This is a genomic window from Bradyrhizobium sp. 63_E2_N1_3 (genome assembly GCF_052076005.1).
GTDB lineage: Bacteria > Pseudomonadota > Alphaproteobacteria > Rhizobiales > Xanthobacteraceae > Bradyrhizobium > Bradyrhizobium barranii.
The window spans coordinates 8,518,310-8,541,369 of sequence record NZ_CP197235.1 but is presented as its reverse complement, the minus strand read 5'-3'; the positions used below and the strand labels follow the sequence as shown (position 1 = coordinate 8,541,369).

21 protein-coding genes and 1 other RNA gene are annotated in these 23,060 nt (G+C 65.8%); 10 read left to right on the top strand and 12 right to left on the bottom strand.

Going from position 1 to position 23,060, the window contains the following annotated elements; translation table 11 throughout:
- Positions 1–70: 70 nt before the first annotated feature.
- From AB7531_RS40665 to AB7531_RS40650, 4 genes are all read left to right on the top strand, one after another.
- Positions 71–1,387 (top strand): UDP-glucose dehydrogenase family protein, encoded by a 1,317-nt coding sequence (locus AB7531_RS40665; protein WP_231143693.1) that lies wholly within the window; start codon positions 71–73, stop codon positions 1,385–1,387.
- Positions 1,388–1,503: 116 nt separating this feature from the next.
- Positions 1,504–3,981 (top strand): ATP-dependent helicase HrpB, encoded by a 2,478-nt coding sequence (gene hrpB, locus AB7531_RS40660; RefSeq protein ID WP_063979837.1) that lies wholly within the window; start codon positions 1,504–1,506, stop codon positions 3,979–3,981.
- 129 nt (positions 3,982–4,110) lie between these two features.
- Positions 4,111–4,623 carry a TIGR02281 family clan AA aspartic protease gene (locus AB7531_RS40655; protein ID WP_071909170.1) on the top strand — a complete coding sequence of 171 codons (513 nt, stop codon included), beginning with the start codon at positions 4,111–4,113 and terminating at the stop codon, positions 4,621–4,623.
- 211 nt (positions 4,624–4,834) lie between these two features.
- Positions 4,835–6,334 carry a phosphomannomutase/phosphoglucomutase gene (locus tag AB7531_RS40650; protein WP_063979835.1) on the top strand — a complete coding sequence of 500 codons (1,500 nt, stop codon included), beginning with the start codon at positions 4,835–4,837 and terminating at the stop codon, positions 6,332–6,334.
- Positions 6,335–6,511: 177 nt separating this feature from the next.
- Here the strand turns inward: AB7531_RS40650 and AB7531_RS40645 are convergent, their stop codons facing one another.
- From AB7531_RS40645 to AB7531_RS40595, 11 genes are all read right to left on the bottom strand, one after another.
- Entirely contained in the window at positions 6,512–7,021 is a 510-nt protein-coding gene (locus AB7531_RS40645) for an Lrp/AsnC family transcriptional regulator (protein WP_014491365.1), read from the bottom strand.
- 97 nt (positions 7,022–7,118) lie between these two features.
- Entirely contained in the window at positions 7,119–8,042 is a 924-nt protein-coding gene (locus AB7531_RS40640; protein WP_063979834.1) for a sugar kinase, read from the bottom strand.
- Positions 8,043–8,055: 13 nt separating this feature from the next.
- On the bottom strand, positions 8,056–9,000 hold the full coding sequence (gene nudC / locus AB7531_RS40635) for an NAD(+) diphosphatase (protein WP_063979833.1): 945 nt from the start codon (positions 8,998–9,000) through the stop codon (positions 8,056–8,058).
- 9 nt (positions 9,001–9,009) lie between these two features.
- The gene (locus tag AB7531_RS40630) at positions 9,010–9,429 is read right to left on the bottom strand and encodes an HIT domain-containing protein (RefSeq protein WP_063979832.1); all 420 of its coding nucleotides are present in this window, start codon (positions 9,427–9,429) and stop codon (positions 9,010–9,012) included.
- Positions 9,430–9,682: 253 nt separating this feature from the next.
- The gene (locus AB7531_RS40625; protein ID WP_063979831.1) at positions 9,683–10,810 is read right to left on the bottom strand and encodes a muconate cycloisomerase family protein; all 1,128 of its coding nucleotides are present in this window, start codon (positions 10,808–10,810) and stop codon (positions 9,683–9,685) included.
- Entirely contained in the window at positions 10,807–11,562 is a 756-nt protein-coding gene (locus AB7531_RS40620) for an SDR family NAD(P)-dependent oxidoreductase (protein ID WP_063979830.1), read from the bottom strand. Before AB7531_RS40620 ends, AB7531_RS40625 begins: the two co-directional genes overlap by 4 nt.
- Complete coding sequence (locus tag AB7531_RS40615; protein WP_063979829.1) at positions 11,562–12,368, bottom strand: amino acid ABC transporter ATP-binding protein; 807 nt, start codon at positions 12,366–12,368, stop codon at positions 11,562–11,564. The genes AB7531_RS40620 and AB7531_RS40615 overlap by 1 nt, the downstream gene beginning before the upstream one ends.
- Entirely contained in the window at positions 12,365–13,027 is a 663-nt protein-coding gene (locus AB7531_RS40610) for an amino acid ABC transporter permease (RefSeq protein WP_063979828.1), read from the bottom strand. The genes AB7531_RS40615 and AB7531_RS40610 overlap by 4 nt, the downstream gene beginning before the upstream one ends.
- A gap of 191 nt (positions 13,028–13,218) precedes the next feature.
- Positions 13,219–14,067 carry a transporter substrate-binding domain-containing protein gene (locus tag AB7531_RS40605; protein WP_063979827.1) on the bottom strand — a complete coding sequence of 283 codons (849 nt, stop codon included), beginning with the start codon at positions 14,065–14,067 and terminating at the stop codon, positions 13,219–13,221.
- Positions 14,068–14,509: 442 nt separating this feature from the next.
- Entirely contained in the window at positions 14,510–15,991 is a 1,482-nt protein-coding gene (locus tag AB7531_RS40600) for a catalase (protein WP_231143688.1), read from the bottom strand.
- A 115-nt stretch (positions 15,992–16,106) separates the two neighbouring features.
- Positions 16,107–16,748 (bottom strand): HD domain-containing protein, encoded by a 642-nt coding sequence (locus AB7531_RS40595; protein ID WP_071909180.1) that lies wholly within the window; start codon positions 16,746–16,748, stop codon positions 16,107–16,109.
- A 104-nt stretch (positions 16,749–16,852) separates the two neighbouring features.
- On the opposite strand from AB7531_RS40595, the gene AB7531_RS40590 reads away from it, so the two are divergent.
- The 6 genes from AB7531_RS40590 (at position 16,853) to AB7531_RS40565 (ending at position 21,502) form a co-directional block, all read left to right on the top strand.
- Positions 16,853–17,854, top strand: coding sequence for a GlxA family transcriptional regulator (locus AB7531_RS40590; RefSeq protein WP_063985915.1), 1,002 nt, complete (start codon positions 16,853–16,855; stop codon positions 17,852–17,854).
- 106 nt (positions 17,855–17,960) lie between these two features.
- Positions 17,961–18,057: signal recognition particle sRNA small type (gene ffs / locus AB7531_RS40585), an RNA gene on the top strand.
- 94 nt (positions 18,058–18,151) lie between these two features.
- Positions 18,152–19,990, top strand: a complete 1,839-nt coding sequence (locus AB7531_RS40580; protein WP_063979824.1) for a DNA polymerase III subunit gamma/tau — start codon at positions 18,152–18,154, stop codon at positions 19,988–19,990.
- 123 nt (positions 19,991–20,113) lie between these two features.
- Positions 20,114–20,434: a YbaB/EbfC family nucleoid-associated protein gene (locus AB7531_RS40575; protein ID WP_028148995.1), complete on the top strand. Its 321-nt coding sequence runs from the start codon at positions 20,114–20,116 to the stop codon at positions 20,432–20,434.
- A gap of 1 nt (position 20,435) precedes the next feature.
- On the top strand, positions 20,436–21,038 hold the full coding sequence (gene recR / locus AB7531_RS40570; RefSeq protein WP_063979823.1) for a recombination mediator RecR: 603 nt from the start codon (positions 20,436–20,438) through the stop codon (positions 21,036–21,038).
- A gap of 26 nt (positions 21,039–21,064) precedes the next feature.
- Entirely contained in the window at positions 21,065–21,502 is a 438-nt protein-coding gene (locus tag AB7531_RS40565) for a hypothetical protein (protein ID WP_063979822.1), read from the top strand.
- A gap of 142 nt (positions 21,503–21,644) precedes the next feature.
- Here AB7531_RS40565 and AB7531_RS40560 read toward each other — a convergent pair whose 3' ends face one another.
- Entirely contained in the window at positions 21,645–23,009 is a 1,365-nt protein-coding gene (locus AB7531_RS40560) for an AmpG family muropeptide MFS transporter (protein WP_063979821.1), read from the bottom strand.
- Positions 23,010–23,060 lie beyond the last annotated feature (51 nt).

The following is a 23,060-nucleotide window of genomic DNA, read 5'->3' as shown; positions in this document are numbered from 1 at the left end:
CTCTCCCCTCAGGAAAATGCTAAACCGCTCGAGTTGGGGTTTCGTTAACCAAGCTGGAACAGGGTTTTTCATGCGAATCGCGATGATCGGAACGGGCTATGTGGGACTGGTGTCCGGCGCCTGCTTTGCGGATTTCGGTCACGACGTCACCTGCGTCGACAAGGACGAGAAGAAGATCGCGGCGCTTCATCGCGGCGAGATTCCGATCTACGAGCCCGGCCTCGACGAGCTGGTCGCGACCAACGTGAAGGCCAAGCGGCTCGACTTCACCGCCGATTTGTCGAAGCCGGTCGCGGACGCCGATGCCGTCTTCATCGCGGTCGGCACGCCCTCGCGCCGCGGCGACGGTCACGCCGATCTGTCCTATGTCTACGCCGCCGCGCGCGAGATCGCGCAGTCGCTGTCGGGCTTCACCGTCGTCGTGACCAAGTCGACCGTCCCGGTCGGCACCGGCGACGAGGTCGAGCGCATCATCCGCGAGACCAACCCTGCGGCCGACGTCGTCGTCGCCTCCAACCCCGAATTCCTGCGCGAGGGCGCGGCGATCCGCGACTTCAAGTATCCCGACCGCGTCGTCGTCGGCACCTCCGACGAGCGCGGCCGCAAGGTGATGGGCGACGTCTATCGCCCGCTGTCGCTGAACCAGGCCCCGCTGATGTTCACGGCGCGCCGCACCGCCGAGATGATCAAATACGCCGCGAACGCGTTCCTCGCGACCAAGATCACCTTCATCAACGAGATCGCCGATCTCTCGGAAAAGGTCGGCGCCGACGTGCAGGAGGTCGCGCGCGGCATCGGCCTCGACAACCGCATCGGCACCAAGTTCCTGCATGCGGGTCCGGGCTTCGGCGGCTCCTGCTTCCCGAAGGACACCAAGGCGCTGATCAAGATCGCGCAGGACTATGACGTGAACTTGCGCATCGTCGAAGCCGTGCTGGCCGTCAATGAGAACCGCAAGCGCGCGATGGCGCGCAAGGTCAGCCAGGCGCTCGGCGGTAGCTTGCGCGGCAAGACCATCGCCGTGCTCGGCCTCACCTTCAAGCCCGACACCGACGACATGCGCGATGCGCCGTCGATCCCGCTCGTCACCGGCCTGATCGACATGGGCGCGACGGTCAAGGCCTTCGATCCCGTCGGCATGGAACAGGCCAAGGGTGAGTTGCCGAACATCACCTATTGCGAGGACGCCTATTCGTGCGCGCAAGGCGCCGATGCGCTCGTTATCGTCACCGAGTGGGTGCAGTTCCGCGCGCTCGATCTCGGCCGGCTGAAGGCGACCATGACGCAGCCCGTCGTCGTCGACCTCCGCAACGTCTACCGGCCCGAAGACATGGAAGCCGCCGGCTTCACCTACGAGAGCATCGGGCGTCCGCCGGTGCAGGGCTGAGGGACCACTGCCGCAACGATTTCGTCATGGCCGGGCTTGTCCCGGCCATCCACGTCTGTTTCTAGTCGAAGACGTGGATGCCCGGCACAAGGCCGGGCATGACGAATGGATAGGCCTTGCCCCGCAGCTTCGACACGCCCCTCCCGATCGACGCCGTGCTCGACGACCTCTCGCGCACGCTGGAGGCGCATAATTCGGCTGTGCTGGTGGCGCCGCCCGGCGCAGGCAAGACCACGCGGGTGCCGCTGGCGCTGCTGGATGCCCCTTGGGCCGCGGGCAAGAAGATCATCGTGCTGGAGCCGCGGCGTATCGCTGCGCGGGCGAGCGCCGAGCGCATGGCCAAGTCGCTTGGCGAGCGGGCCGGCGAAACCGTCGGATACCGCGTCCGCTTCGGCTCGAAGATCTCGCGCGCGACGCGCATCGAGGTGGTGACCGAGGGGATCTTCACCCGCCAGATCCTCGACGATCCCGAGCTCTCCGGCATCGCGGCCGTCCTGTTCGACGAATTCCACGAGCGCTCGCTCGATGCCGACATGGGCCTCGCGCTGGCGCGCGACGCGCAAACCGGCCTGCGCGAGGATCTGCGCATCCTCGTGATGTCGGCAACGCTCGACGGCGCGCGCGTGGCAAGGCTGCTCGGGGAAGCGCCCGTTGTCGAGAGCGAAGGCCGCGCCTTTCCGGTCGAGACGCGTTATCTCGGCCGCAAGGCGGATGCGCCGGTGGAGCGGCAGATGGCGGATGCGATTGCGTCCGCGCTGCGCGCCGACGGCGGCTCGGTACTGGCGTTCCTGCCCGGCGCCGCCGAAATCCGCCGCACCCAGAATTTCCTCAGCGAACGCGTCCAGGATGCCAGCATCGAGATCGTGCCGCTGTTCGGCGCGCTCGACGCTGCCGTGCAGGACCGCGCGATCGCGCCCGCGCCGAAAGGCACGCGCAAGGTGGTGCTGGCGACCTCGATCGCGGAGACCTCGCTCACCATCGAGGGCGTGCGCATCGTGGTCGATTCTGGTCTCGCCCGCGTGCCGCGCTACGAGCCCGACATTGGGCTGACGCGGCTCGAGACCGTGCGCGCTGCGCGTGCGGCGGTGGATCAGCGCCGCGGCCGCGCCGGCCGCACCGAACCGGGCGTCTGCTACCGGCTCTGGGACGAGCCGCAGACGGCCTCGCTCGCGCCGTACACCCAGCCGGAGATCCTCAGCGCCGACCTCTCCTCGCTGGTGCTCGACCTCGCGCAATGGGGCGTCGCCGATCCTTCGGCGCTGTCATTCCTCGATCCGCCGCCGCTGCCCGCCTGGAAAGAGGCGAAAAGCCTTCTCTCCGAGCTCAATGCGCTCGATGGCGACGGCCGCATCACCGCCGAAGGCAAAAGCCTGCGCGCGCTGGCGCTGCCGCCGCGGCTGGCGCGCATGATCGTGGATTCGCATCGCGTGGGCAGCGGCGAAGCCGCCGCCGAGATCGCGGCCATCGTCACCGAGCGCGGGCTCGGCGGCGACAGCGTCGATCTCGAGTACCGGCGCGATCAGTTCCGCCGCGATCGCTCGCCGCGCGCCGCGAGCGCGCGCGATCTCGCGCGGCGCTGGGCTTCGCAGGTGGCGGCGTCGGAGAAGGCCGTAACCGGACAGGATGATCTCTCGACCGGCCTGATGCTCGCCTACGCCTTCCCGGACCGCGTCGCGCGCAATCGCGGCAATGGCACCTTCGTGCTCGCCAATGGTCGCGGCGCCGCGGTGGAGCAGACCTCGTCGCTCGCCCGCGCACCCTACATCGCGATCGGCGAGATGACGGGCACGGCGGCGAGCGGCCGCGTTCTGCTGGCGGCGCCGATCGGCGAGGACGACATCGAGCGGCATTTTGCCGAGCATATCGAGACCGTCGACGAGATCTCCTTCGACCGCGGCGCGATGGCGCTGCGCGCGCGGCGCAAGCGCGCGCTGCATGCGATCACGCTGTCTGAGGCGACACTCGCGGTGTCGCCTTCGGAGGAGACCGCGCGGATCTTCGCAGATGGGCTGATTGCCGCAGGTCTCGACCGGTTGCCCTGGTCGAAGGCCGCAAAGCAGTGGCGCGACCGCGTGATGTTTCTGCGCAAGGCCGAGGGCGACAGCTGGCCCGATTTGTCCGACGACGGACTGATCGCGCGGCGCGACGACTGGCTGGTGCCGGCGCTCTACGACAAGATCGCACTGAAAGACATCTCGGCCGGCGATCTCTCCGACGCGCTGATGGCGCTGTTGCCCTGGGAGATGCGCGCAAGGCTCGATCGCGAGGCGCCGACGCATTTCGAGGCGCCGACCGGCAGCGTGCTTGCGATCGACTATGAGGCCGAGCAGGGGCCGACCATTGCGGTGCGGCTGCAGGAATTGTTCGGGCTCAACACCCATCCGTCGATCGCCGCCGGCAAGGTGCCGCTGGTGCTGGAATTACTGTCGCCGGCGCAGCGCCCGGTGCAGGTGACGCGCGACCTCCCCGGTTTCTGGCGCGGCAGCTACGCCGCGGTGCGCTCCGACCTGCGTGGCCGCTACCCGCGCCATCCCTGGCCGGAGGATCCGGCGAGTGCGCTGCCGACCCGGCGGGTCAAGCCGCGCGGGACGTGAGAAGCCACGAAGGCGTATTAACCCTCCGCTCATCCTTTTCGTCAAAATAGCGGCGCTCTGACCGCAGCGTCGCTCGCGGCCAGACGTGTCGCGTGGTGAAATCGAGCTTTCCGGCTCGGAAGTGGTGTGATGCGTAACATAATGATCCTCGCGGCCATCATGATCGGCCTCGGCACGTTCATGGCGCAGATGGCGGACAGGATGAGTTCTGCCTCCGCGACGTCAGCGCCGCGCACGACGATTGCGGTTGCTGCGACGGCGCCGGCCGGTGGGCGCAGCCTCGCCATCTCCCGCGATGGCCGTGGCCATTTTCAGGCCGAAGGCCGCATCGACGGCCAGCGGATCGGCTTCATGATCGACACCGGCGCCTCCGTGGTCGCGCTGAACGAGAGCTCGGCCGCCCGCTTTGGCCTGCGTCCCTCGCGCGGCGAGTACAACGCCACCGTCTCGACCGCCAACGGCACCATTAAGGCCGCGCGCACGCGCATCGCCATGCTCGAGGTCGGCGGCCTCGTCGTGCGCGACGTCGACGCCATGGTGCTGCCGGACGAGGCTCTGTCGGAGAACCTGCTCGGCCTCTCCTTCCTGTCCCGCCTCAAGCGCTTCGAATACGCCAACGGCCAGATGGTGCTGGAGCAGTAAGCCGCCTCAAAAGGCTCTCGCCGCGCCGACGAACGGTCGTTCGCACGGATTTTTTTCAGGACGGCATTGGCGGAAGTCTCGCGCCGGGCCGCGTTTTCCCGTTACCAAACTGCCGCAATTATAAGCCATAAGCTGCCATTCCCGCCTTCCGCTGCGGCCCGGCATTCGCTAAGGCTGCATCAATTCCCGCCATTTTCACGAGACCGTCTCAATGTTCCCCAAGCCGAAATCCGTCTTGTTGCCCAACACCTATGCCTTCGAATCCGAGCCGATGGTGAAGGCCACGGGTTTTCGCGAATACGACGCGCGCTGGTTGTTCCAGAAGGAAATCAACCTGATGGGGATCCAGGCGCTCGGCATGGGGCTGGGCGCGCTGATTGCGGAGCTCGGCGTCAAGCAGGAGATCGTCACCGGCCATGATTTCCGCGGCTATTCGGCCTCGATCAAATATGCGCTGATTTCCGGCCTGATGGCTGCGGGCTGCAAGGTGCACGACATCGGGCTCGCGGTGACGCCGATGGCCTATTTCGCGCAGTTCGATCTCGACGTGCCCTGCTGCGCCATGGTCACGGCCTCGCACAACGACAATGGCTGGACCGGCGTGAAGATGGGCGCCAACCGCCCGTTGACCTTCGGCCCCGACGAGATGACGCGGCTGAAGGAGATCGTGCTCAACGCCGAATTCAAGAACGAGGCCGGCGGCTCCTACCAGTTCCACGAGAATTATCCGGCGCGCTACATCGCCGATCTCACCGGCCGTCCGAAGCTGACCCGCAAGCTCAAGGTCGTCGCCGCCTGCGGCAACGGCACGGCCGGCGCGTTCGCGCCGCAGGTGCTGGAGGCGATCGGCTGCGAGGTGATCCCGCTCGACACCGAGCTCGACCACACCTTTCCGAAATACAATCCGAACCCGGAAGACATGGAAATGCTGCACGCGATCCGCGACGCGGTGCTGCATCACAAGGCCGATGTCGGTCTCGGCTTCGACGGTGACGGCGATCGCTGCGGTGTCGTCGACAACACCGGCGAGGAAATCTTCGCCGACAAGGTCGGCGTGATGCTGGCCCGCGACATGTCGGCGATCCACAAGGACGCACATTTCATCGTCGATGTGAAGTCGACCGGCCTGTTCGTCACCGATCCCGTGCTGCAGAAGCAGGGCGCGAAGGTCGCCTATTGGAAGACCGGCCATTCCTACATGAAGCGCCGCACCCACGAGACGGGTGCGCTCGCGGGCTTCGAGAAGTCCGGCCACTTCTTCTTCAACAAGCCGTATGGACGCGGCTATGACGACGGCCTGGTGTCGGCGCTCGCGATCTGCGACATGCTCGACCGCGCGCCGGGCAAGTCGATGGCCGATCTGAAGAACGCGCTGCCGAAAACCTGGTCGTCGCCGACCATGTCACCGCATTGCGCCGACGAGACCAAGTACGGCGTCATCGACCAGGTGGTGAAGCATTTTGAAGGCTTGCAGGCCAAGGGCGCCAAGATCGGCGGCCAGGCGATCCGCGATCTCGTCACCGTCAACGGCGTACGCGTCACGGTCGAGGACGGCAGCTGGGGCTTGGTGCGCGCGTCCTCCAACAAGCCCGAGCTCGTCGTCGTGGTCGAGAGCCCGGTCTCCGAGCAGCGCATGCACGACATGTTCGAGATGGTGAACAGCGTGCTCCGCACGCATCCCGAAGTCGGCGCGTACAATCAGACGATTTGAGGGGCATCAGGGAGCACAACCCGCGCAGCAAATCTCCGCTGTCATGCCCCGGCTTGACCGGGGCATCCAGTACGCCGCAGCTTCTCCGTATCCAATCGCCGCCTCTGGAATACTGGATCGCCCGGTCAAGGCCGGGCGATGACAGCTTCCTTGTGGTGAGACCTGAGAACTAAGCCTCTAAGCCGCCACCACCGCCGGGATCGGCAGCGCGGTGACCGACTTGATCTTCTCCATCGCGAAGCGCGAGGTGACGTTCTTCAGCGGCACGGCGCTGATCAGCTTCTTGTAGAACACGTCATAGGCCTGCATGTCGGCGACCACGACGCGCAGCATGTAGTCGACGTCGCCGGCCATGCGGTAAAATTCCATCACCTCGGGCATGGCACTCACGGCCTCGGCGAACTTCTTCAGCCAGGCGTCCGAATGGTCGGCGCTCTCGACTGACACGAACACGGAGATGCCGAGCCCGATCTTGTTCTGGTCGACCAGGGCGACCCGCTTCAGGATCACGCCGTCGGCCTCGAGGCGCTGGATGCGCTTCCAGCAGGGGGTCGAGGACAGCCCGACGCGGTCGCCGATCTCGGCGACGGAGAGGGAGGCATCCTCCTGGAGCACCATCAGAATCTTGCGGTCGATGGCATCGAGGCGGCGGCTGGTCTCGGGGAGTTGCACGGCGAGGTCAGTCATTTGAAGAACTTTGTTCCATTTCAGGGGCTGATTTCCCTGATATAGAGAAAATCTTTCCACGGCAAGCCCATAATCTCGGCTCCGTGGTGGAACCGCTCTAGAGTCGGCCTCGCAAAAGCTCTTCAACTTCAACGCGTTGTGGGGCGGCCATGCCGCCACCGTGGCGGGTGCATTTCAGCGCTGCGGCGGCCGCGGCGAATCGCAGCGCCTCCCGCACCTCCTCGCCCTCGGCGAGGCGAAGCGTGAAGGCGCCATGGAAGACGTCGCCGGCCCCGAGCGTATCGACCGCCTGAACCGGGAAGGCCGGTGTCCCCTCCAGCTCGCCCGCCTCGTCCAGCCAGATCGTGCCACGCGGGCCGCGCGTGGCGGCGAGGAAGGCCGGCGTCAGCCCTGCCAGGCGCTTCAATGCCTCGCCGTCATCGGCGACACCGGCCGTCTCCTGCACCTGGTCGCTGGCGAACAGCAGGTGCGAGGCGGCCGTGAGCAGGCCGTCCTGCAACGACATCGCGCGATCGACGCCGACGATGACGGGAATGCCGCGTCGTCGCGCCTCGGCGCAGAGATCGATACAAAGGGCGCCGCAGCGGCTCTCGACGAGGACCGCCCGGCAATCGGCGAGCAGTGCGTCACCGTCTGGCAGCTTCACGCCCCACAGAGCGGGATCGCGATAGATCGTCAGCGTCCGCTCGCCCGAGGGCTCGATCAGGATCGCGGAGACCGGCGTGGTCAGGCCGGGCATGCGCACGACGTGCGTCGTGTCGATGCCTTCACTGGCCATCTGTTCGAGAATGAAGCCGCTCGACGCTTCCCGTGCATCACCCATCGGTCCTGCGAAGGAGACCCGGCCACCGAGCCGCGCGATGGCGATCGCAGCATTGAGCGCGTTGCCGCCGCAGATCTCGGCGAGATGCGTGGCGTTGGCCTTGCTGCCGCGCGCGGGCACGGCCTCGACGCGAAAGGTGAGGTCGCGCACGGGAATGCCGATGCAAAGGGTGTGTGGCGCGGTCCGTGATGTGGCCACCGGCGGCCCCAGCTTACGCGCCGGTCTTGTCGTGCACCCAGCGGCCGAGCAGGTGGTGGGCGATCGCGAACGGATGCGGGCCGGCGAGCCCGTCCGGATGCGTCCGCGTCAGCATCAGCGCGGCCTCCTCGCGGGTGAACCAGCGCGCGTCCTCTAGCTCGGAATGATCGACGACGACGTCCTCGTTGAGCGCCCGCGCGCTGCAGCCGATCATCAGCGACGATGGATAGGGCCAAGGCTGCGTCATGTAATACTGCACGTCGGTGCAGCGGATTCCGGATTCTTCGAGGATTTCCCGGCGTACCGCGTCCTCGATGGTCTCGGCGACCTCGACGAAGCCGGCGAGGCAGGAATACATGCCCGGCGGAAACTGCTTCTGGCGGCCGAGCAGGCACTTCTCGCCCGAGGCGACCAGCATGATCACGACGGGATCGGTGCGCGGAAAATGCTCGGCCTTGCAAGCAGGGCACTCGCGCTTCCAGCCGCCTTCCTTCATCGCGCTCCGCGTGCCGCAATTGGCGCAATAGCCATGGCGCTGGTGCCAGCTCACCATCGACTTCGCCATCGCGATCGCCGAGAGCTCGTCGGGCGGAATCGCGCCCTGCATCGCCATGCCGCGCAGCTCGGTGACGGTGTAGTCCTCGCGGCCGATCAGCTTCTCGGCCGCCGCCTGCGACATCCCCATGCCGAACACCGCGGCGCCGTCGCGCAACCCTAAGAAGATCGTGCCGGGGTTGGCGCCGCATTTCAGCGCCTCGTCTACTCCCAGCAGCGCGCGCGCCTTGTCGCCCTCGCGCTTCACCAGCAGCGAGTCGCGGTAGACGACATAGGCGCGTGACGATGGCTTCTGCTCCATCGCGAACAGCTTCTCGTCGTCGCGGCGCAGATGCGCGGCGCGATCGAGGATGTTGGTGACGAAAGCCGGCTGTCCCAGCGGAAACGAGTCGAATGCTGACATTTCTTGTTCTCAACCCAACCAGATCTTGCGGCGAAGCGCGCTGATGAAAGTCTGCACCTCGGTGGCGTCATGCGCCAAGGGCTTCATCACGCCCCAGACCGGCCGCGGCCATGCAGCGTCGCTGGTCCGGCGTGCGATGATGTGGACATGAAGCTGCGGCACGAGGTTGCCGAGCGCGGCGACATTGAGCTTGTCGCATTTGGTGATCTCTTTCAGCGCGCGCGAGACGCGGGAGATCTCCGTCATGAGTTGCGCCTGCTCCACCTCGTCGAGATCGATGATCTCGACCGCATCGGGCCGCCGCGGCACCAGCAGCAGCCAGGGATAATGCGCGTCCTTGATGACCAGGACCTTCGACAGCGGCAGGTCGCCGATGTCGATGGTGTCCTCTTTCAGGCGGGAGTGCAGCGACCAGGCGGGATCAGACATATGCGTTTCCGGATAGCCCGATGGGGCGGGCGTGTTTGGCCGGACCATACGATAGGGAGTCCCTGAGGGGAAGGTTAGGGGCCGCGGGGGCGGCATGCTCCGCTGTCGTCCCGGGGCGCGCAAAGCGCGAGCCCGGGACCCATAACCACAGGGAGAAGTTTGGCGAAGATGCGTGGTGACCAGCTCGCGCGACAACCACTTCCTGTGGCTATGGATTCCGGGCTCGCGCTGCGCGCGCCCCGGAATGGCGGAATTACGCCTCCGCAAGCACCCGCGCATTGGCGCGGACGGAGGCCTCGCTGACGCGGATGCCGAGGCCCGGGCCGTCGGGCACCACGACATGGCCGGCTCGGTTGGCAACGCGCTCTTCCAGCACGTCCTCGGTCAGCACGTGATGCGGCATGTAGAATTCGCAGCCGAGCGAGATGCCCGGCGTTGCCGCGATCAGCTGCGTCCCGGCGGCAAGCCCGATGCCGCCCTCCCACAGCGTGCCGCCATAGCCGGGCAGGCCGGCGATGTCGGCGATCGCCATGATCGCCTGCGCCTCGAACAGGCCGCCGGCTTTCATCAGCTTGATCGAGACGGCATCGGCCGCCTCGCGGCGCACCACCTCCATCATGTCGCGGCGGTCGAAGCAGCTTTCGTCGGCGAGAACGGGTGTTTCCAGCGCCGCGGTGAGCTGCGCCATCACGTCGAGATATTTGCGCGGCACCGGCTGTTCGATGAAGGTCGGCGCAAACTCTTCGACATCGCGCAAAATCTTGATCGCGCCGAACGGCGCCAGCGCCTGGTTGTAATCGACGCGCAGGTCGACCTTGTCGCCGAATTCCTTGCGGATCGCTTCGAGATGATCGAGGTCCTCGCGATGCGGTTTTACGCCGGTCTTGACCTTGTAGATGACGTTGCCGTCCGGAACCATTTTTCGCATGCGTTCGAGATCGGCGGCGAAATCGGGATCGGCGATGGAGAAGGAGAGGGGAATCGTGTCGCGCACGCGGCCGCCGAGCAGGTCGGCGACCGATAATCCTGACGACTTGCCGACGATGTCGAGCAGCGCCATCTCGATTCCGACCTTGGCCTCGGCATGACCGACCAGCGTACGGTCGAGCTCGGCCATCAGCGCGCGAATGCGGCGCACGGGTTTGCCGAGCACGATCGGCCGCAGATAGATGTCGAGCGCGGAGAAGGCCGCTTCCGGCGTTCCCGTGAACACTTCCCACGGTGCCGCCTCGCCCCAGCCGATCACGCCGTCGCTCGCGGTGAGCTCGATCAGCACGCGCTTCACCGTGCCCTTGACGTTGCCGACGCCTTGGAGGCGCGCCATCTTGATCGGGCTCTCGATCAGGAACAGCCTGATGCGTTCGATGGTTGCTTCGGTCATGTCAGGCCTCCATTGACGTGCCAGACCTGGCCGGTGACGTAGGACGCCTTCGGTGATGCCAGGAAGACGATGATCTCGGCCACTTCTTCCGGCCGCCCGCGACGGCGCATCGGGATCAGTGCCTCGGTGGTGGCGATCTGCTCGGGCGAGAGCCGGCTCTCGCTCGGCTTGTCCTTGATGATGAGGCCGGGTGACACCGCATTGACGGTGATGCCGTCTTTGGCGAGCTCGATCGCGGTGAGACGCACCAGCGCTTCGAGCGCGGAGCGGCTTGCCGCCGTTGCGGCAAACGGTGCGAATTCCGGCCGGATCGCATGCGCGACGAAAGAGGACACCGCCACGATCCGCGCATCGCGCCCGTCACGCAGCAGCGGCAGCGCGGCGTCGACCAGCCGCGTGAACGCCAGCGCCGATTCGTCCATCGCCTGCCGGAACTGATCCGCCGGCGTGCCGATCGCGCTGCCGCGACGGGCATGACCGCCGACCAGGATCAATCCATCGAGCCGTCCGAAAGCGCGTTGCGCGGCGGCGGCGGCGTCGGTGACGACTGCTTCCTCGGCGAGATCGCCGAGGCATTTTGCCACCGCGGCGCCTTTCGCTTCGGCTTCGGCCGCGGTGGCATCGAGACCTTCCACGTTCGAGCGGGTGTGGAGCAGAAGCGCGGTGCCGGGGGCCGCGAGCAGTTTTGCGGTGGCGCGGCCGATGCCGCTGGCGGCACCGGTGACGAGATAGGTGCGATCGATATCAGGCATCACGGTGCTACGTTGGCCGGCGGCAACGCGCCGGTGCGGTGGAAATGGCTGAGGAAGGCGCGCGTCGCGGCTTGCTGCGGATTGTCGATCACCTGCCGCGCCGGACCTTCCTCGACCACGACGCCGTCGCGCATGAAGATGAGGCGGTCGGCGACTTCGCGGGCGAAGGCGATCTCATGGGTGACGATCACCATGGTCATGCCTTCCGAGGCCAGCCGCTGCATGACGGCGAGCACCTCGCCGACGAGCTCGGGATCGAGCGCCGAGGTGGCCTCGTCGAACAGCATCACGTCCGGCTCCATCGCGAGCGCACGCGCGATCGCGACGCGCTGCTTTTGCCCGCCGGACAGCGTCGCCGGATATTGGTCGGCCTTCTCCGCGAGGCCCACCTTGGCAAGTTGCGCCCGCGCGAGCTTCTCGGCGTCCGCCTTGGCCATGCGGCGCACCGTGACCGGTCCCTCCATGACGTTCTGAAGCGTCGTCATGTGCGGGAACAGGTTAAAATGCTGGAACACCATGCCGGTGGTGGTGCGGAATTTTGCGAGTGTCTTCACGTCCGGAAGCCTCGCGCCTTCGCCGAATTGGAAGCTTGTGTCGCCGACGCGGACGCTGCCGCCGTCGGGTACGACCAGCAGATTGATGCAGCGGAGCAGTGTCGACTTGCCGGAGCCGGATGGGCCGATCAGCGCCACCACGCCCCCCTTGACCACGTCGAGGCTGATGTTCTTCAAAACCTCGTTGCTGCCAAAGCTCTTGCGCAGGCTGCGGATCTCGATCTTCGAAGCGTTCTTGGATGGCTCGCTCATTCGCTGACCGCCAGTCGCTTCTCGCCGCGGCGGACGATGATGGTCAGGGGAATCAGGATCGCCGCATAGGCGACCGCGACCGCGGTGTAGGTCTCCAGCGGCCGGTAGCTGTCATGGGCGGCGACCTGGCTCTGGTAGACGAGGTCGGGCACGGCGAGCACCGAAACCAGCGAGGTGTTCTTGAACTGGATGATCGACTGGTTCATCAGCGCCGGGATCATGCGCTTGATCGCCTGCGGCAGCACGATGCGCCGCATGCTCTGGCCCGGTGTCATGCCGAGCGCGGCGCCGGCTTCGGACTGGCCCTTGTCGATCGAGATGATGCCGCCGCGGATGATCTCGGAATAGAACGAGCCGCCATAGAGCGAGAGCGCGAGCGCCGAGGCCGTGATCGGCGTCATCTCGACGCCGGCCAGGATCGGCAGCGCGTAATAGAACCAGATCAGCTGCACCAGGATCGGCGTGCAGCGGAACGCCTCGATGAAGGTGAGGGCGATCAGACGCACCGCCTTGAAGCGCGACAGGCTGCCGAACGCGCCGAACAGGCCGAAGACGAGACCGAGCACGACGATGACCACGGTGAAGCCGACGGTGACGCCGAGCCCGTTGAGAAAGAGCCAGCGATAGCTCCAGAGGATGCCGAAGTCCCACTGATACATGCGTGTTCTTACTCGTACCCGATGTCGCCCAGAAATTCGTCGTCATGCCCGGGCGTAGCCGTCCGAAGGACGGCGTCGCTTCCGCTTGCCTATGTCCCGGGCATCCACGTTCTTGGTGCCGCGGGTCAGACGTGGATGGCCGGGACAAGCCCGGCCATGACGATGTGGATACTTCAGGTGCTCATCACACCTTACAGCGAAACGCCCGGCGGAATGTCCGCTTCGGTCACGCCCACCAGCTCCATGTTGGTGATGATCGCGTTGCGGATGAAGCCGAGGCCCTTGTTGAAGTCGATCCAGGTGTTGACGTAGTCGCGGAAGGTCTTGTCGTTCTCGCGGCGGAAGCCGGCATTCGACGTGGTGGCGAAGATCGGCGTCGGCAGCACGAACTGGCCGAGCGAGGGATTCTTCTTCAGCACGGTCAGCGACAGCATGGTGATCAGGCACTGTGCGTCGACGCGGCCGGTTTGCAGCGCGGCGGTGGCATCGTCGGCGGTCTTCAGTCGCGAGATCTGCGCCTTCGGCGTCAGGCGGCTGACGACCTGGTCGTGGGACGAGCCCTGGTCGACGGCGATCTTGACGTCGGGCGAGTTCAGCTCGGCCCAGCTCTTCGGCTTGAAGTCCTTCTTGCAGAGGATGCCGAAGGCGTTGTTGAAGACCGGCACCGAGAAGTCGACCACCAGCGCGCGCTTCGGGGTCGGGTTGAGGCCGAAGAAGATGTCGATCTTGTTGGACTGCAGATCGAGCACCGAATTGCCCCAGGTGGTCTCGGTGATCTCGAGTTCAGCCTCCATGTCGTCGGCGAGCGCCTTGGCGATGTCGACATAGAAGCCCTTCCACTGGCCGCTGGCGAGGTCCTTCATGTAATAGGGCGCGCCGCCGCCGACCGCGCCGATCCGCATCTTCTTGGTGCGGCGAATGCGGGCAAAGGTCGATTCGCTGGGATCCGCTGCGGTCTGCGCCACGGCCGGTGAGGCCAGCGTGGCCGCAGCCATCGCGCCAAGTCCGACAATCGATGCGACATCACGACGTGTAACCATTTTGAGGAATCGCTTTTCTGGTTGGATGAAGGTGTGTGGTTGATCTCGCGCGAAAAATTCGCCCATCAATCGGCGTCAGCCGGCTGAAGAATGCTCAGGATCGGATTTTCGCGCACCCTTTGTTTCGGTTCCGGCAGGATTTCATAGAAAGGCGCTGCCGGGCGGGCCCTGTCAAGACTCGATTGCCTCAGGGATGTGCGGGGCCTCGAAGATAGGCAGGGAGCCTATCGGCTTGACGCATTCGGAGGCGAATTGCGGCGTCTGTGCTTCGCGGCAAAAATGCCGCGGCGATGCGCTACAGCACCGGCCGGCGGGCGCGTCGGCTCGAGCTATTTTCGCGAGAAAATTGATAGGTTTCGGCGGTTCGCTTTAAAAATGCGAACGGCGCCCTGTCGGCGCCGTTCGCCGAAGACGGCGAGAGCTCGGTGCGGATCGACCGACCCTATTCTGCGGCCTTTTCCGTTCCCTTGGCACGAACGGTCGCGAGGCGCGTCAGCGCGTCGCGGACGCCCGCGCCATAGGCGGGATCGGCCTTGGCGCAGTTGGCGATGTGCCGTTCCTGGATCGGGATGGCAGCGGCGCCGACAGCACGCGCCGTGTTGTCGAACAAGGCCTGCCGCTGGGCTGCGTTCATCTTGCGAAAGAGGTCGCCGGGCTGCCGATAGTGATCGTCGTCGATGCGGTGATCCCAATGTGCGGCTGCACCATCGATCTCGAGCGGCGGCTCGTTGAGATCGGGCTGGTCCGTCCACTCGCCACGGCTGTTCGGGAAATAGGTCGGCGTCCTCCCGAGATTGCCGTCGGTCCGCATTGCGCCATCGCGATGGTAGCTGTGATACGGGCATTTCGGCGCGTTGACCGGGATCAGATGATGGTTGACGCCGAGGCGATAGCGCGCCGCGTCCCCGTAGGAGAACAGCCTCGCCTGCAGCATCTTGTCGGGCGAGAAGCCGATGCCGGGAACGACATGGGCCGGCGAGAAGGATGCCTGTTCGACCTCGGCGAAGACGTTTTCCGGATTGCGGTTCAGCTCGAAATAGCCGACCTCGATCAGTGGAAAGTCCGCCTTCGGCCAGATCTTGGTCAGGTCGAACGGGTTGAAGGCAAACGCCTTGGCCTGATCGTCGGTCATGGTCTGCAAGAACATCGTCCAGCGCGGGAAATCGCCGCATTCGATGCTCTCGAACAGGTCGCGCTGGTGAGTCTCGCGGTCCTTGCCGATGAGGGCTTCGGCCTCGGCGTCGGTCAGGTTTTCGATGCCCTGCTGCGTCCGGAAGTGAAACTTCACCCAGGTCCGCTCGTTGGCGGCATTGATGAAGCTGTAGGTATGGCTGCCGAAGCCATGCATGTGCCTGAAGCTTCTGGGAAGGCCGCGCTCGCTCATCACGATGGTGACCTGGTGCAGAGCCTCCGGCAACAACGTCCAGAAATCCCAATTGTTGTCGGCGCTGCGCATTCCGGTTCGGGGATCGCGCTTGATCGCATGATTGAGGTCGGGAAAGCGCAAGGGATCGCGGAAGAAGAACACGGGCGTGTTGTTGCCCACCATGTCCCAATTGCCTTCCTCGGTGTAGAACTTCAGCGCAAAGCCGCGGATGTCGCGTTCGGCGTCGGCTGCGCCGCGCTCGCCGGCCACCGTCGAGATGCGCGCGAACATCGGCGTGACCTTGCCGATCTCCGAGAAGATCCTGGCCTTGCTGTAGCGGGAGATGTCATGGGTGACCGTGAAGGTCCCGAAGGCGCCGGATCCCTTGGCGTGCATGCGTCGCTCGGGAATCACCTCGCGATCGAAGTGAGCCAGCTTCTCGATCAGCCAGACATCCTGCAACAATGCGGGCCCGCGGCGGCCCGCGGTCATGATGTTGAGGTTATCGCTGACGGGCGCGCCCGTCGCATGGGTCAAACGTTTCGGCTCATCGGCCATGGGATGCTCCTGAATATGGGGTCATTGGCTATTGCGGCCCGCGTGCGAAATCTCAGGCTCGCATGGGTCCACAGCAGTCGATTTCGAGATCGCACTGTCCTTGCGCGAACGCCGGTCAGCCGTGCCAATGCGAGTTGCGGATGACGCTGCAGAAATTGCCGCGATGGAAATGCGGCTCCTTGTCGGCGATGACGTCGGCCTTGACGTTGCCGAACGTCGTATCGGGCCGATGCTTGATGCCGTCGTAGAAGGCCTGGATGATGTCTTCCTTGAAGTGCGGCGTGCGCGGAAACGCCTTCACGACCGCCTCGCGCTCCGCGTCGGAATATTCGTCGTAGGTGAGCCCGAGCACGTCCATCTCGACGCCCGCGGTCACCAGCGCGACGACGGGGTGCATGTGCTGGGGAACGCCCGGCGTGGTGTGCAGGGCGATCGCGGTCCAGACCGTGTAGGCGTCGGCTTCCGAAATGCCGTGGCTGCGCAGGAAGTCGCGCGCGGCGTGCGCGCCGTCGACCTCGAACCGCTCGTGCTGGCTGCCATGGCCCGGCATCAGGCCGATGTCGTGAAACATGGCGCCGGCGTAAAGCAGCTCGCGGTCGAATGTCAGCCCGCGGCGGACGCCGGCCATCGTGCCGAACTGGTAGACGCGGCTGGAATGGTTGAAGAGCAAATCCGTTTCGGTGTCGCGGATGTATTCGGTGATGGCACGCGCCAGCTTGCTGTCGGGAATGACGGCGGCCTCGGTGATTTCTGACATGAGCAGCTCCTGAAATTTTGGATCGCGTTTACTGTAAATCCGAGCTACGTTGTCTTAAATCAACGTAACACGTCAAAAACGGACAAATCCGGATCGAGGCGGACATGGGCGCAAAGCCGAAACCAAGGACGGTTGTGATCGTGGCACTGCCAGGCGTGCAGCTGCTCGATGTCGCAGGGCCGCTCGATGTGTTCGCTGAGGCGAACAACCAGGCCGGCTATCCCGCCTATGCCTTGTTCGTGGCGGGCGCGGAGCCGGGGCCGATCCGCAGTTCCTCAGGTATCCAGCTGATGCCCGACCGAATCGTCGACCGCGACTTCCAGGAGCCGATCGACACCTTGCTGGTGGCGGGATGCCCGAACGCGGCCGAAGTCCCGGCGGATGGGAGCGTGATCGACTGGCTGCGGCGGCGGGCTTCGCGGACCCGCAGATTCGGCTCGGTGTGCAGCGGGGCCTTCTTCCTTGCCGCCGCCGGTCTCCTTGATGGCAGGCGGGTCACGACGCATTGGGCGGTCGCAGACATGCTGGCCAGCAAATTCCCGTCGGTCACCGTGGACAAGGATGCCATCTACGTCACCGACGGCAAGCTCCGCACGGCCGCCGGCGTGACCGCAGGGCTCGATCTGGCGCTGGCACTGGTCGAGGAAGATCTCGGGCGCGATACGGCCATGAAGGTCGCAAGCCAGCTCGTGATGTTCTTCAAGCGTCCGGGTGGGCAGATGCAGTTCACCCGCAAGGGCGAGGCTGTTCCCGCCGGCCGCGCCGCGCTGCAGGAGCTGCAGCGCTGGGTCGCCGCCAATCCCGGGCTCGACCACAGCGTTGCGAGCCTGGCGACGCGCATGGAGCTCAGCCCGAGGCACTTTGCACGGCTGTTCCGCGCCGAGGTGGGCGTCACGCCTGCGACCTGGGTCGAGGAAGCCCGCGTCAATGCGGCGAGGCGGCTGCTCGAGTTTGGCAATGAAGCCCCGAAGCAGGTCGCGCTTCATTGTGGCTTCGCGGACGCCGATACGCTGCGTCGCGCGTTCAATCGTCACGTCGGCGTGACGCCCGCCGAGTATCGCAAGCGGTTTGCGCGAATCACGGAGGTTCCAGCTCGCCAGCACTGAGCCGGCTTCCGCGTCCAAATGGGCCGGCGGGGGCCGCCCAGCGGGGTGTGCGGGACCCACGGATACCCGCTTGCTTTCCCGACCTTTTGGCCCCAAATAGGGACCGGGAGATTGGCGGTGGACGAGCCACTCGCCAACCGGGTCAGGTCCGGAAGGAAGCAGCCCTAACGAGGTCCGGATCGGGTCGCTCGTCAGTCTCCTACCTGTTTTTCCGAGCGAATTGCGCCGGCGGGCTTCCCGCCAGCGCGCTCCTTTCCGCAAAAGCCGGGCGAAAGACATTCCATTGCGGATCGACCGATGACCGACGCTGGCGCCCCTCCCAACCCCGACAGCGCCGGCCAGGCCACCACGCCCTACCGGGTGCTGGCGCGCAAATACCGGCCCTCCAGCTTTGACGACCTGATCGGCCAGGAGGCTGTGGTCCGCACCGTCTCGAACGCGTTCGAGACCGGGCGCATTCCGCAGGCCTGGATCCTCACCGGCGTCCGCGGCGTCGGCAAGACCACCACCGCGCGTATTCTGGCCCGTGCGCTCAACTATGAGATGCCGGATGGATCGGTGAAGGGCCCGACCATCCACATGCCGACGTTAGGGGTGCATTGCCAGGCGATCATGGAAAGCCGGCACATGGACGTGCTGGAGATGGACGCGGCCTCGCACACCGGCGTCGACGACGTCCGCCAGATCAATGACAGCGTGCGCTACGCGCCGGCCAGCGCCCGCTACAAGGTCTACATTATCGACGAAGTCCACATGCTGTCGACGGCGGCGTTCAACGCCTTCCTGAAGACGCTGGAGGAACCGCCGGAGCACGCCAAATTCGTGTTCGCGACCACCGAGATCCGCAAGGTTCCGGTCACCGTGCTGTCGCGCTGCCAGCGTTTTGACCTGCGCCGGGTCGAGGCCGACGTGCTGATGAAGCACCTCGCCAATATCGCGGCCAAGGAGAACGTCGAGATCGAGCCCGAGGCGCTCGGCATCATCGCGCGCGCCGCGGAAGGCTCGGTGCGCGACTCTCTGTCGCTGCTCGACCAGGCGATCGCGCACGCGGCGGGCACCGTGAAGGCGGATGCGGTCAGGCAGATGCTGGGGCTCGCCGATCGCACCCGCGTCATAGACCTCTTCGATTCGCTGGCGCGCGGCGACATCGCTGCCGCTTTCAAGGAGTTCCGCGACCAGTACGACGTCGGCGCCGATCCGATCGTCGTGCTGTCGGACCTTGCCGAGTTCGTCAATTTCGTCACCCGCGTGAAGATCGTGCCGGCGACCGCCGACAACGTCGCCTATGGCGAGACCGAGCGCGTGCGCGCGCGGGATTTTGCCTCGAAGATCTCGATGCGCGTACTGTCGCGGATGTGGCAGATGCTGCTCAAGGGCATCACCGAGGTGCAGGCCGCGACGCGCCCGGCAGCGGCCGCCGAGATGGTGCTGGTGCGCATCGCCTATGTCGCCGACCTGCCGACGCCGGACGAAGCGCTCAGGATGCTGGAGCAGAACGGCGGCGGCTCGCCGGTCGTGGGCGGCGAAAGCGCCGCGCGCAGCGGCACGCCGGGTGCGCCGGTGGCCTCCGCGGCGCCGATTGCTTCGGCTGCACCCATGCGCGCACCGACCTCGTCACCGTCCGCGTTCGGCGGCGGCGCCGCCCGGCCGCAGATGGCGGCGCCCGCGCCGGATCCGCAAGGGGCCGCGCCCCAGCTGCGCATCACGAGCTTCACCCAGCTCGTCGCAGTCGCCGGGCAGAAGCGCGATCTCATGACCAAGGCCGCGCTCGAAGGCGACATGCGCCTCGTTCGTTTCGAGGAGGGCCGGCTGGAAGTCGCGCTCGAGCCCAACGCCTCCAAAACCATGATCTCCGAGCTCGCGCGAAAATTCGAGCTCTGGACCGGCCGGCGCTGGACCGTGATCGTCTCCAACGAGCAGGGCCAGCCGACGCTGCGTTCGGTGAACCACGCGGCGAAGCAGGAACATGCGCGCTCCGCCGAAGCCGATCCGCGCGTGCAGGAGGTGCTGTCGCGTTTTCCCGGTGCGAAGGTCGTCGAGGTCCGCAGGCTTGCCCCCGAGGCGCCGGAAACCAATATGAATGCGGACTATGGCAGTGACGATCCGCCCGATGGTTCCGACGGCGACGATCTCTAGAGCATGATCCGGACCCGAAGGGCCGCGTAGCGCAAAGTGTGAAGCGGTTTTCCGATTAGATCAGGCTCAAACCAAAAGTTAAGGCGCGATGACGAGTCATCGCGCCAACCAAGGACAGCACCGATGGTCGATATTTTCGGCATGATGAAGCAGGCGCAGCAGCTGCAATCCAAGATGCAGGAGATGCAGGATCAGCTCTCCAACGTCGAGGTCGAAGGCATCTCCGGCGGCGGTCTCGTCGCCGTGCGCATGACCGCGAAGATGGACGTGAAGGGCATCAAGATCGATCCTTCGCTGATGAAGCCGGAAGAGCGCGAGGTGCTCGAGGACCTGCTCGTCACCGCCCTCGGCGATGCCCGCCGCAAGGCCGAGACGGCCGTGCAGGAGAAGATGCAGGCGCTCACGGGCGGGCTCAGCCTGCCGCCGGGTATGTTCGGCCAATAAGATGGGTTCGGTTGCAGGTCCCGAAATCGAGCGGCTGGTCCAGCTCCTCGCACGGCTGCCGGGCTTGGGCCCGCGCTCCGCGCGGCGTGCGGCGCTGCATCTGATCAAGAAGCGCGAAGCGCTGATGATGCCGCTGTCCTCGGCCCTGCAGGTCGCGCTCGACAAGGTCCAGGTCTGCAAGACCTGCGGCAACATCGACACGCAAAATCCCTGCACGGTCTGTACCGATCCGAAGCGCGATGATGCAATCATCGTCGTCGTCGCCGATGTCGCCGATCTCTGGGCGCTGGAACGGGCCAATGCGACCCAGGGGCGCTATCATGTGCTCGGCGCGACCTTGTCGCCGCTCGACGGCGTCGGGCCGCAGGACCTCACCATCGACGCGCTGGTGGCGCGCGCGCATGCTGCCGAGGTGCATGAGATCATCCTGGCGCTGAACGCGACGGTCGACGGCCAGACCACGGCGCACTACATCACCGACCTGCTTCAGGACGCCAACGTAAAAGTAACCCGCCTGGCCCATGGTGTGCCGGTCGGTGGCGAGCTTGATTATCTCGACGAAGGTACGCTATCGGCCGCGATGCGGCAGCGGACCCTGTTCTAGCCATCCAGACTTACGGAACGGACGACATGACGAAACTTTTCGCCACACGATCGGCTTTGGTCGCGACGATGATAATGCTGGCGACCCCGGCCATCTCCGCGCAGCAGGACGACGGGGCGCCGCCGCCGCCGAAGCCCGGCAAGCCGATCAGTGCCGGCGAGGTGCTCTCGGGCGAATTGAACGCAATGAAGGTGCGCGACATCAAAAATGCCGGCAAGCGGATTGCGATGTACCAGATCACCTCGGAGCCGCGTCGACTGCCGGCGCCGAACGGGCTGTGCAATCTCGAGACCGGTCCTGAGACGTTCCAGCTCGTCACTTCGAGCGACGCGCAGGCCACGCAGCTGAAATCCTTCGTCGGCAAGGCGATCTCGGTCAAGGTCGACGAAGTCGCCTGCGCCAGCGATCCCGGCCAGATGAGCGAAGCCGTGATCACGAAGTGGAGCCTGATCAAGAAGCAGTAGGGGGCGCGGCTCCAGCCGAGCTACCGTAGGGTGGGCAAAGGCGCAAAGCGCCGTGCCCACCATTCTCCCGGCGACGATTCAGGTGGTGGGCACGCTTCGCTTTGCCCACCCTACGGCATCGCGGGCGTGGCGCGTGCCGAGTTTAAACCCTCACCGGCCCCAGCGCCTCAAAGTGCCCGCGCTTCTGCAGCCAGGCCAGTAGCACCAGGCTCGGGATCGCCACCAGCACGCAGATCACGAAGAACAGCGGCCAGCCCGTCGTGTCCGCCACGAAGCCCGCACTCGCTGACAGATATGTGCGCCCGACCGCGGCGAGCGCGGTGAGCAGCGCGTATTGCGTCGCCGTGTGCAGCGGATTCTGACACAGCGCGGAGAGATAGGCGACGAAGATCACGGTGCCGATGGCGCTGGTAAAGTTCTCGCAGGTGATGGCAAAGGCCAGCGCCCATTGGCTGGTGCCGACGAATGCCAGCCAGGAGAAGGAGAGATTGGCGAGCGCCTGCACCACGCCGCCGATCCACAGGCTGGTCGCGAGCGAATAGCGCCGCGCGAGGAAGCCGCCGGCAAAGCCGCCGATCAGCGTTGCCGCGAGACCAACGCCCTTCACGATCGCCGCATAATCGTTGCGGGAAAAGCCGAGGTCGATCACGAACGGCGCGGTCATGGTGCCGGAGAAGGCGTCGGTGAACTTGAACAGCACGACGAAGGCGAGCGCGGCGAGCGCATCCTTGCGCGACAGGAATTCCGAGAAGGCTCCGATCGCCGCGTGCAGCACGCGCGCGAACGCCGTCTCGGTTTGTGTCGCGGCTTCCGCCCGCACCGATTGCTCGGGCTCTGTCGCGGCCAGCGCGGTGATCGTGCCGATCAGCACCATCGCCGCCATCACCACGTAGCCCCACATCCAGGCCGACGCGCGCGGAATGCCGGTGCCCTCGAAGCCGGACACGATGAACAGCGCGCCCGCGGTCGAGACCAGCATGCCGATGCGGTAGGCCGCGACGTAGGAAGCCATTCCGGCAGCCTGCTCGCTCTCCGGCAGGCTCTCGACGCGGAACGCGTCGACCACGATGTCCTGCGTCGAGGACGTCGTCGCGACCAGCAGCGCGCCGAGCGCGACGTAGAACGGCGAGCGCGCGGGATCGGTAAGCGCCAGCAGCAGGATCGCGATGATCAGCAGCAATTGCGAGAACAGCAGCCAACCGCGCCGCCGCCCGAACGCGCGAGTGAACAGCGGCACATGCAGCGCATCCACCAGCGGCGCCCACAGGAATTTCAGCGTGTAGGGCGTGCCGACCAGCGCAAACAGCCCGATGGTCTTGAGGTCGACCCCGGCCTCGCGCATCCACACCAGCAGCGTCGAGCCCGACAGCGCCAGCGGCAGCCCGGACGAGAAGCCGAGGAACAGCACGATCAGCACCCGCGGTTGCAGGTACACGGCCAGGCCATCGCGCCAGGACGTGGGGGCCGTGTCGGGGCTGGCAGGGGAGGTCGCGTCGGGTGCGGTCATGGGGAGGTGTTAGCAGATTCTGGCTGCCACAAGTGAGGTGTCGTCGCCCGG

What these genes read in the sequence shown, in the direction of transcription:
- AB7531_RS40645 (WP_014491365.1), bottom strand. Translation starts at nt 7,021, where the DNA reads ATGACTGACCTCGCCGTGCAACTCCCCGAGACCAGCCGCCGCCTCGAT.
- AB7531_RS40655 (WP_071909170.1), top strand. Translation starts at nt 4,111, where the DNA reads ATGCGTAACATAATGATCCTCGCGGCCATCATGATCGGCCTCGGCACG.
- AB7531_RS40605 (WP_063979827.1), bottom strand. Translation starts at nt 14,067, where the DNA reads ATGGTTACACGTCGTGATGTCGCATCGATTGTCGGACTTGGCGCGATG.
- AB7531_RS40575 (WP_028148995.1), top strand. Translation starts at nt 20,114, where the DNA reads ATGGTCGATATTTTCGGCATGATGAAGCAGGCGCAGCAGCTGCAATCC.
- AB7531_RS40665 (WP_231143693.1), top strand. Translation starts at nt 71, where the DNA reads ATGCGAATCGCGATGATCGGAACGGGCTATGTGGGACTGGTGTCCGGC.
- AB7531_RS40625 (WP_063979831.1), bottom strand. Translation starts at nt 10,810, where the DNA reads ATGACCGAAGCAACCATCGAACGCATCAGGCTGTTCCTGATCGAGAGC.
- AB7531_RS40615 (WP_063979829.1), bottom strand. Translation starts at nt 12,368, where the DNA reads ATGAGCGAGCCATCCAAGAACGCTTCGAAGATCGAGATCCGCAGCCTG.
- AB7531_RS40565 (WP_063979822.1), top strand. Translation starts at nt 21,065, where the DNA reads ATGACGAAACTTTTCGCCACACGATCGGCTTTGGTCGCGACGATGATA.
- nudC (WP_063979833.1), bottom strand. Translation starts at nt 9,000, where the DNA reads ATGTCAGCATTCGACTCGTTTCCGCTGGGACAGCCGGCTTTCGTCACC.
- AB7531_RS40560 (WP_063979821.1), bottom strand. Translation starts at nt 23,009, where the DNA reads ATGACCGCACCCGACGCGACCTCCCCTGCCAGCCCCGACACGGCCCCC.
- AB7531_RS40590 (WP_063985915.1), top strand. Translation starts at nt 16,853, where the DNA reads ATGGGCGCAAAGCCGAAACCAAGGACGGTTGTGATCGTGGCACTGCCA.
- AB7531_RS40595 (WP_071909180.1), bottom strand. Translation starts at nt 16,748, where the DNA reads ATGTCAGAAATCACCGAGGCCGCCGTCATTCCCGACAGCAAGCTGGCG.
- AB7531_RS40630 (WP_063979832.1), bottom strand. Translation starts at nt 9,429, where the DNA reads ATGTCTGATCCCGCCTGGTCGCTGCACTCCCGCCTGAAAGAGGACACC.
- AB7531_RS40600 (WP_231143688.1), bottom strand. Translation starts at nt 15,991, where the DNA reads ATGGCCGATGAGCCGAAACGTTTGACCCATGCGACGGGCGCGCCCGTC.
- AB7531_RS40610 (WP_063979828.1), bottom strand. Translation starts at nt 13,027, where the DNA reads ATGTATCAGTGGGACTTCGGCATCCTCTGGAGCTATCGCTGGCTCTTT.
- AB7531_RS40650 (WP_063979835.1), top strand. Translation starts at nt 4,835, where the DNA reads ATGTTCCCCAAGCCGAAATCCGTCTTGTTGCCCAACACCTATGCCTTC.
- AB7531_RS40620 (WP_063979830.1), bottom strand. Translation starts at nt 11,562, where the DNA reads ATGCCTGATATCGATCGCACCTATCTCGTCACCGGTGCCGCCAGCGGC.
- recR (WP_063979823.1), top strand. Translation starts at nt 20,436, where the DNA reads ATGGGTTCGGTTGCAGGTCCCGAAATCGAGCGGCTGGTCCAGCTCCTC.
- AB7531_RS40580 (WP_063979824.1), top strand. Translation starts at nt 18,152, where the DNA reads ATGACCGACGCTGGCGCCCCTCCCAACCCCGACAGCGCCGGCCAGGCC.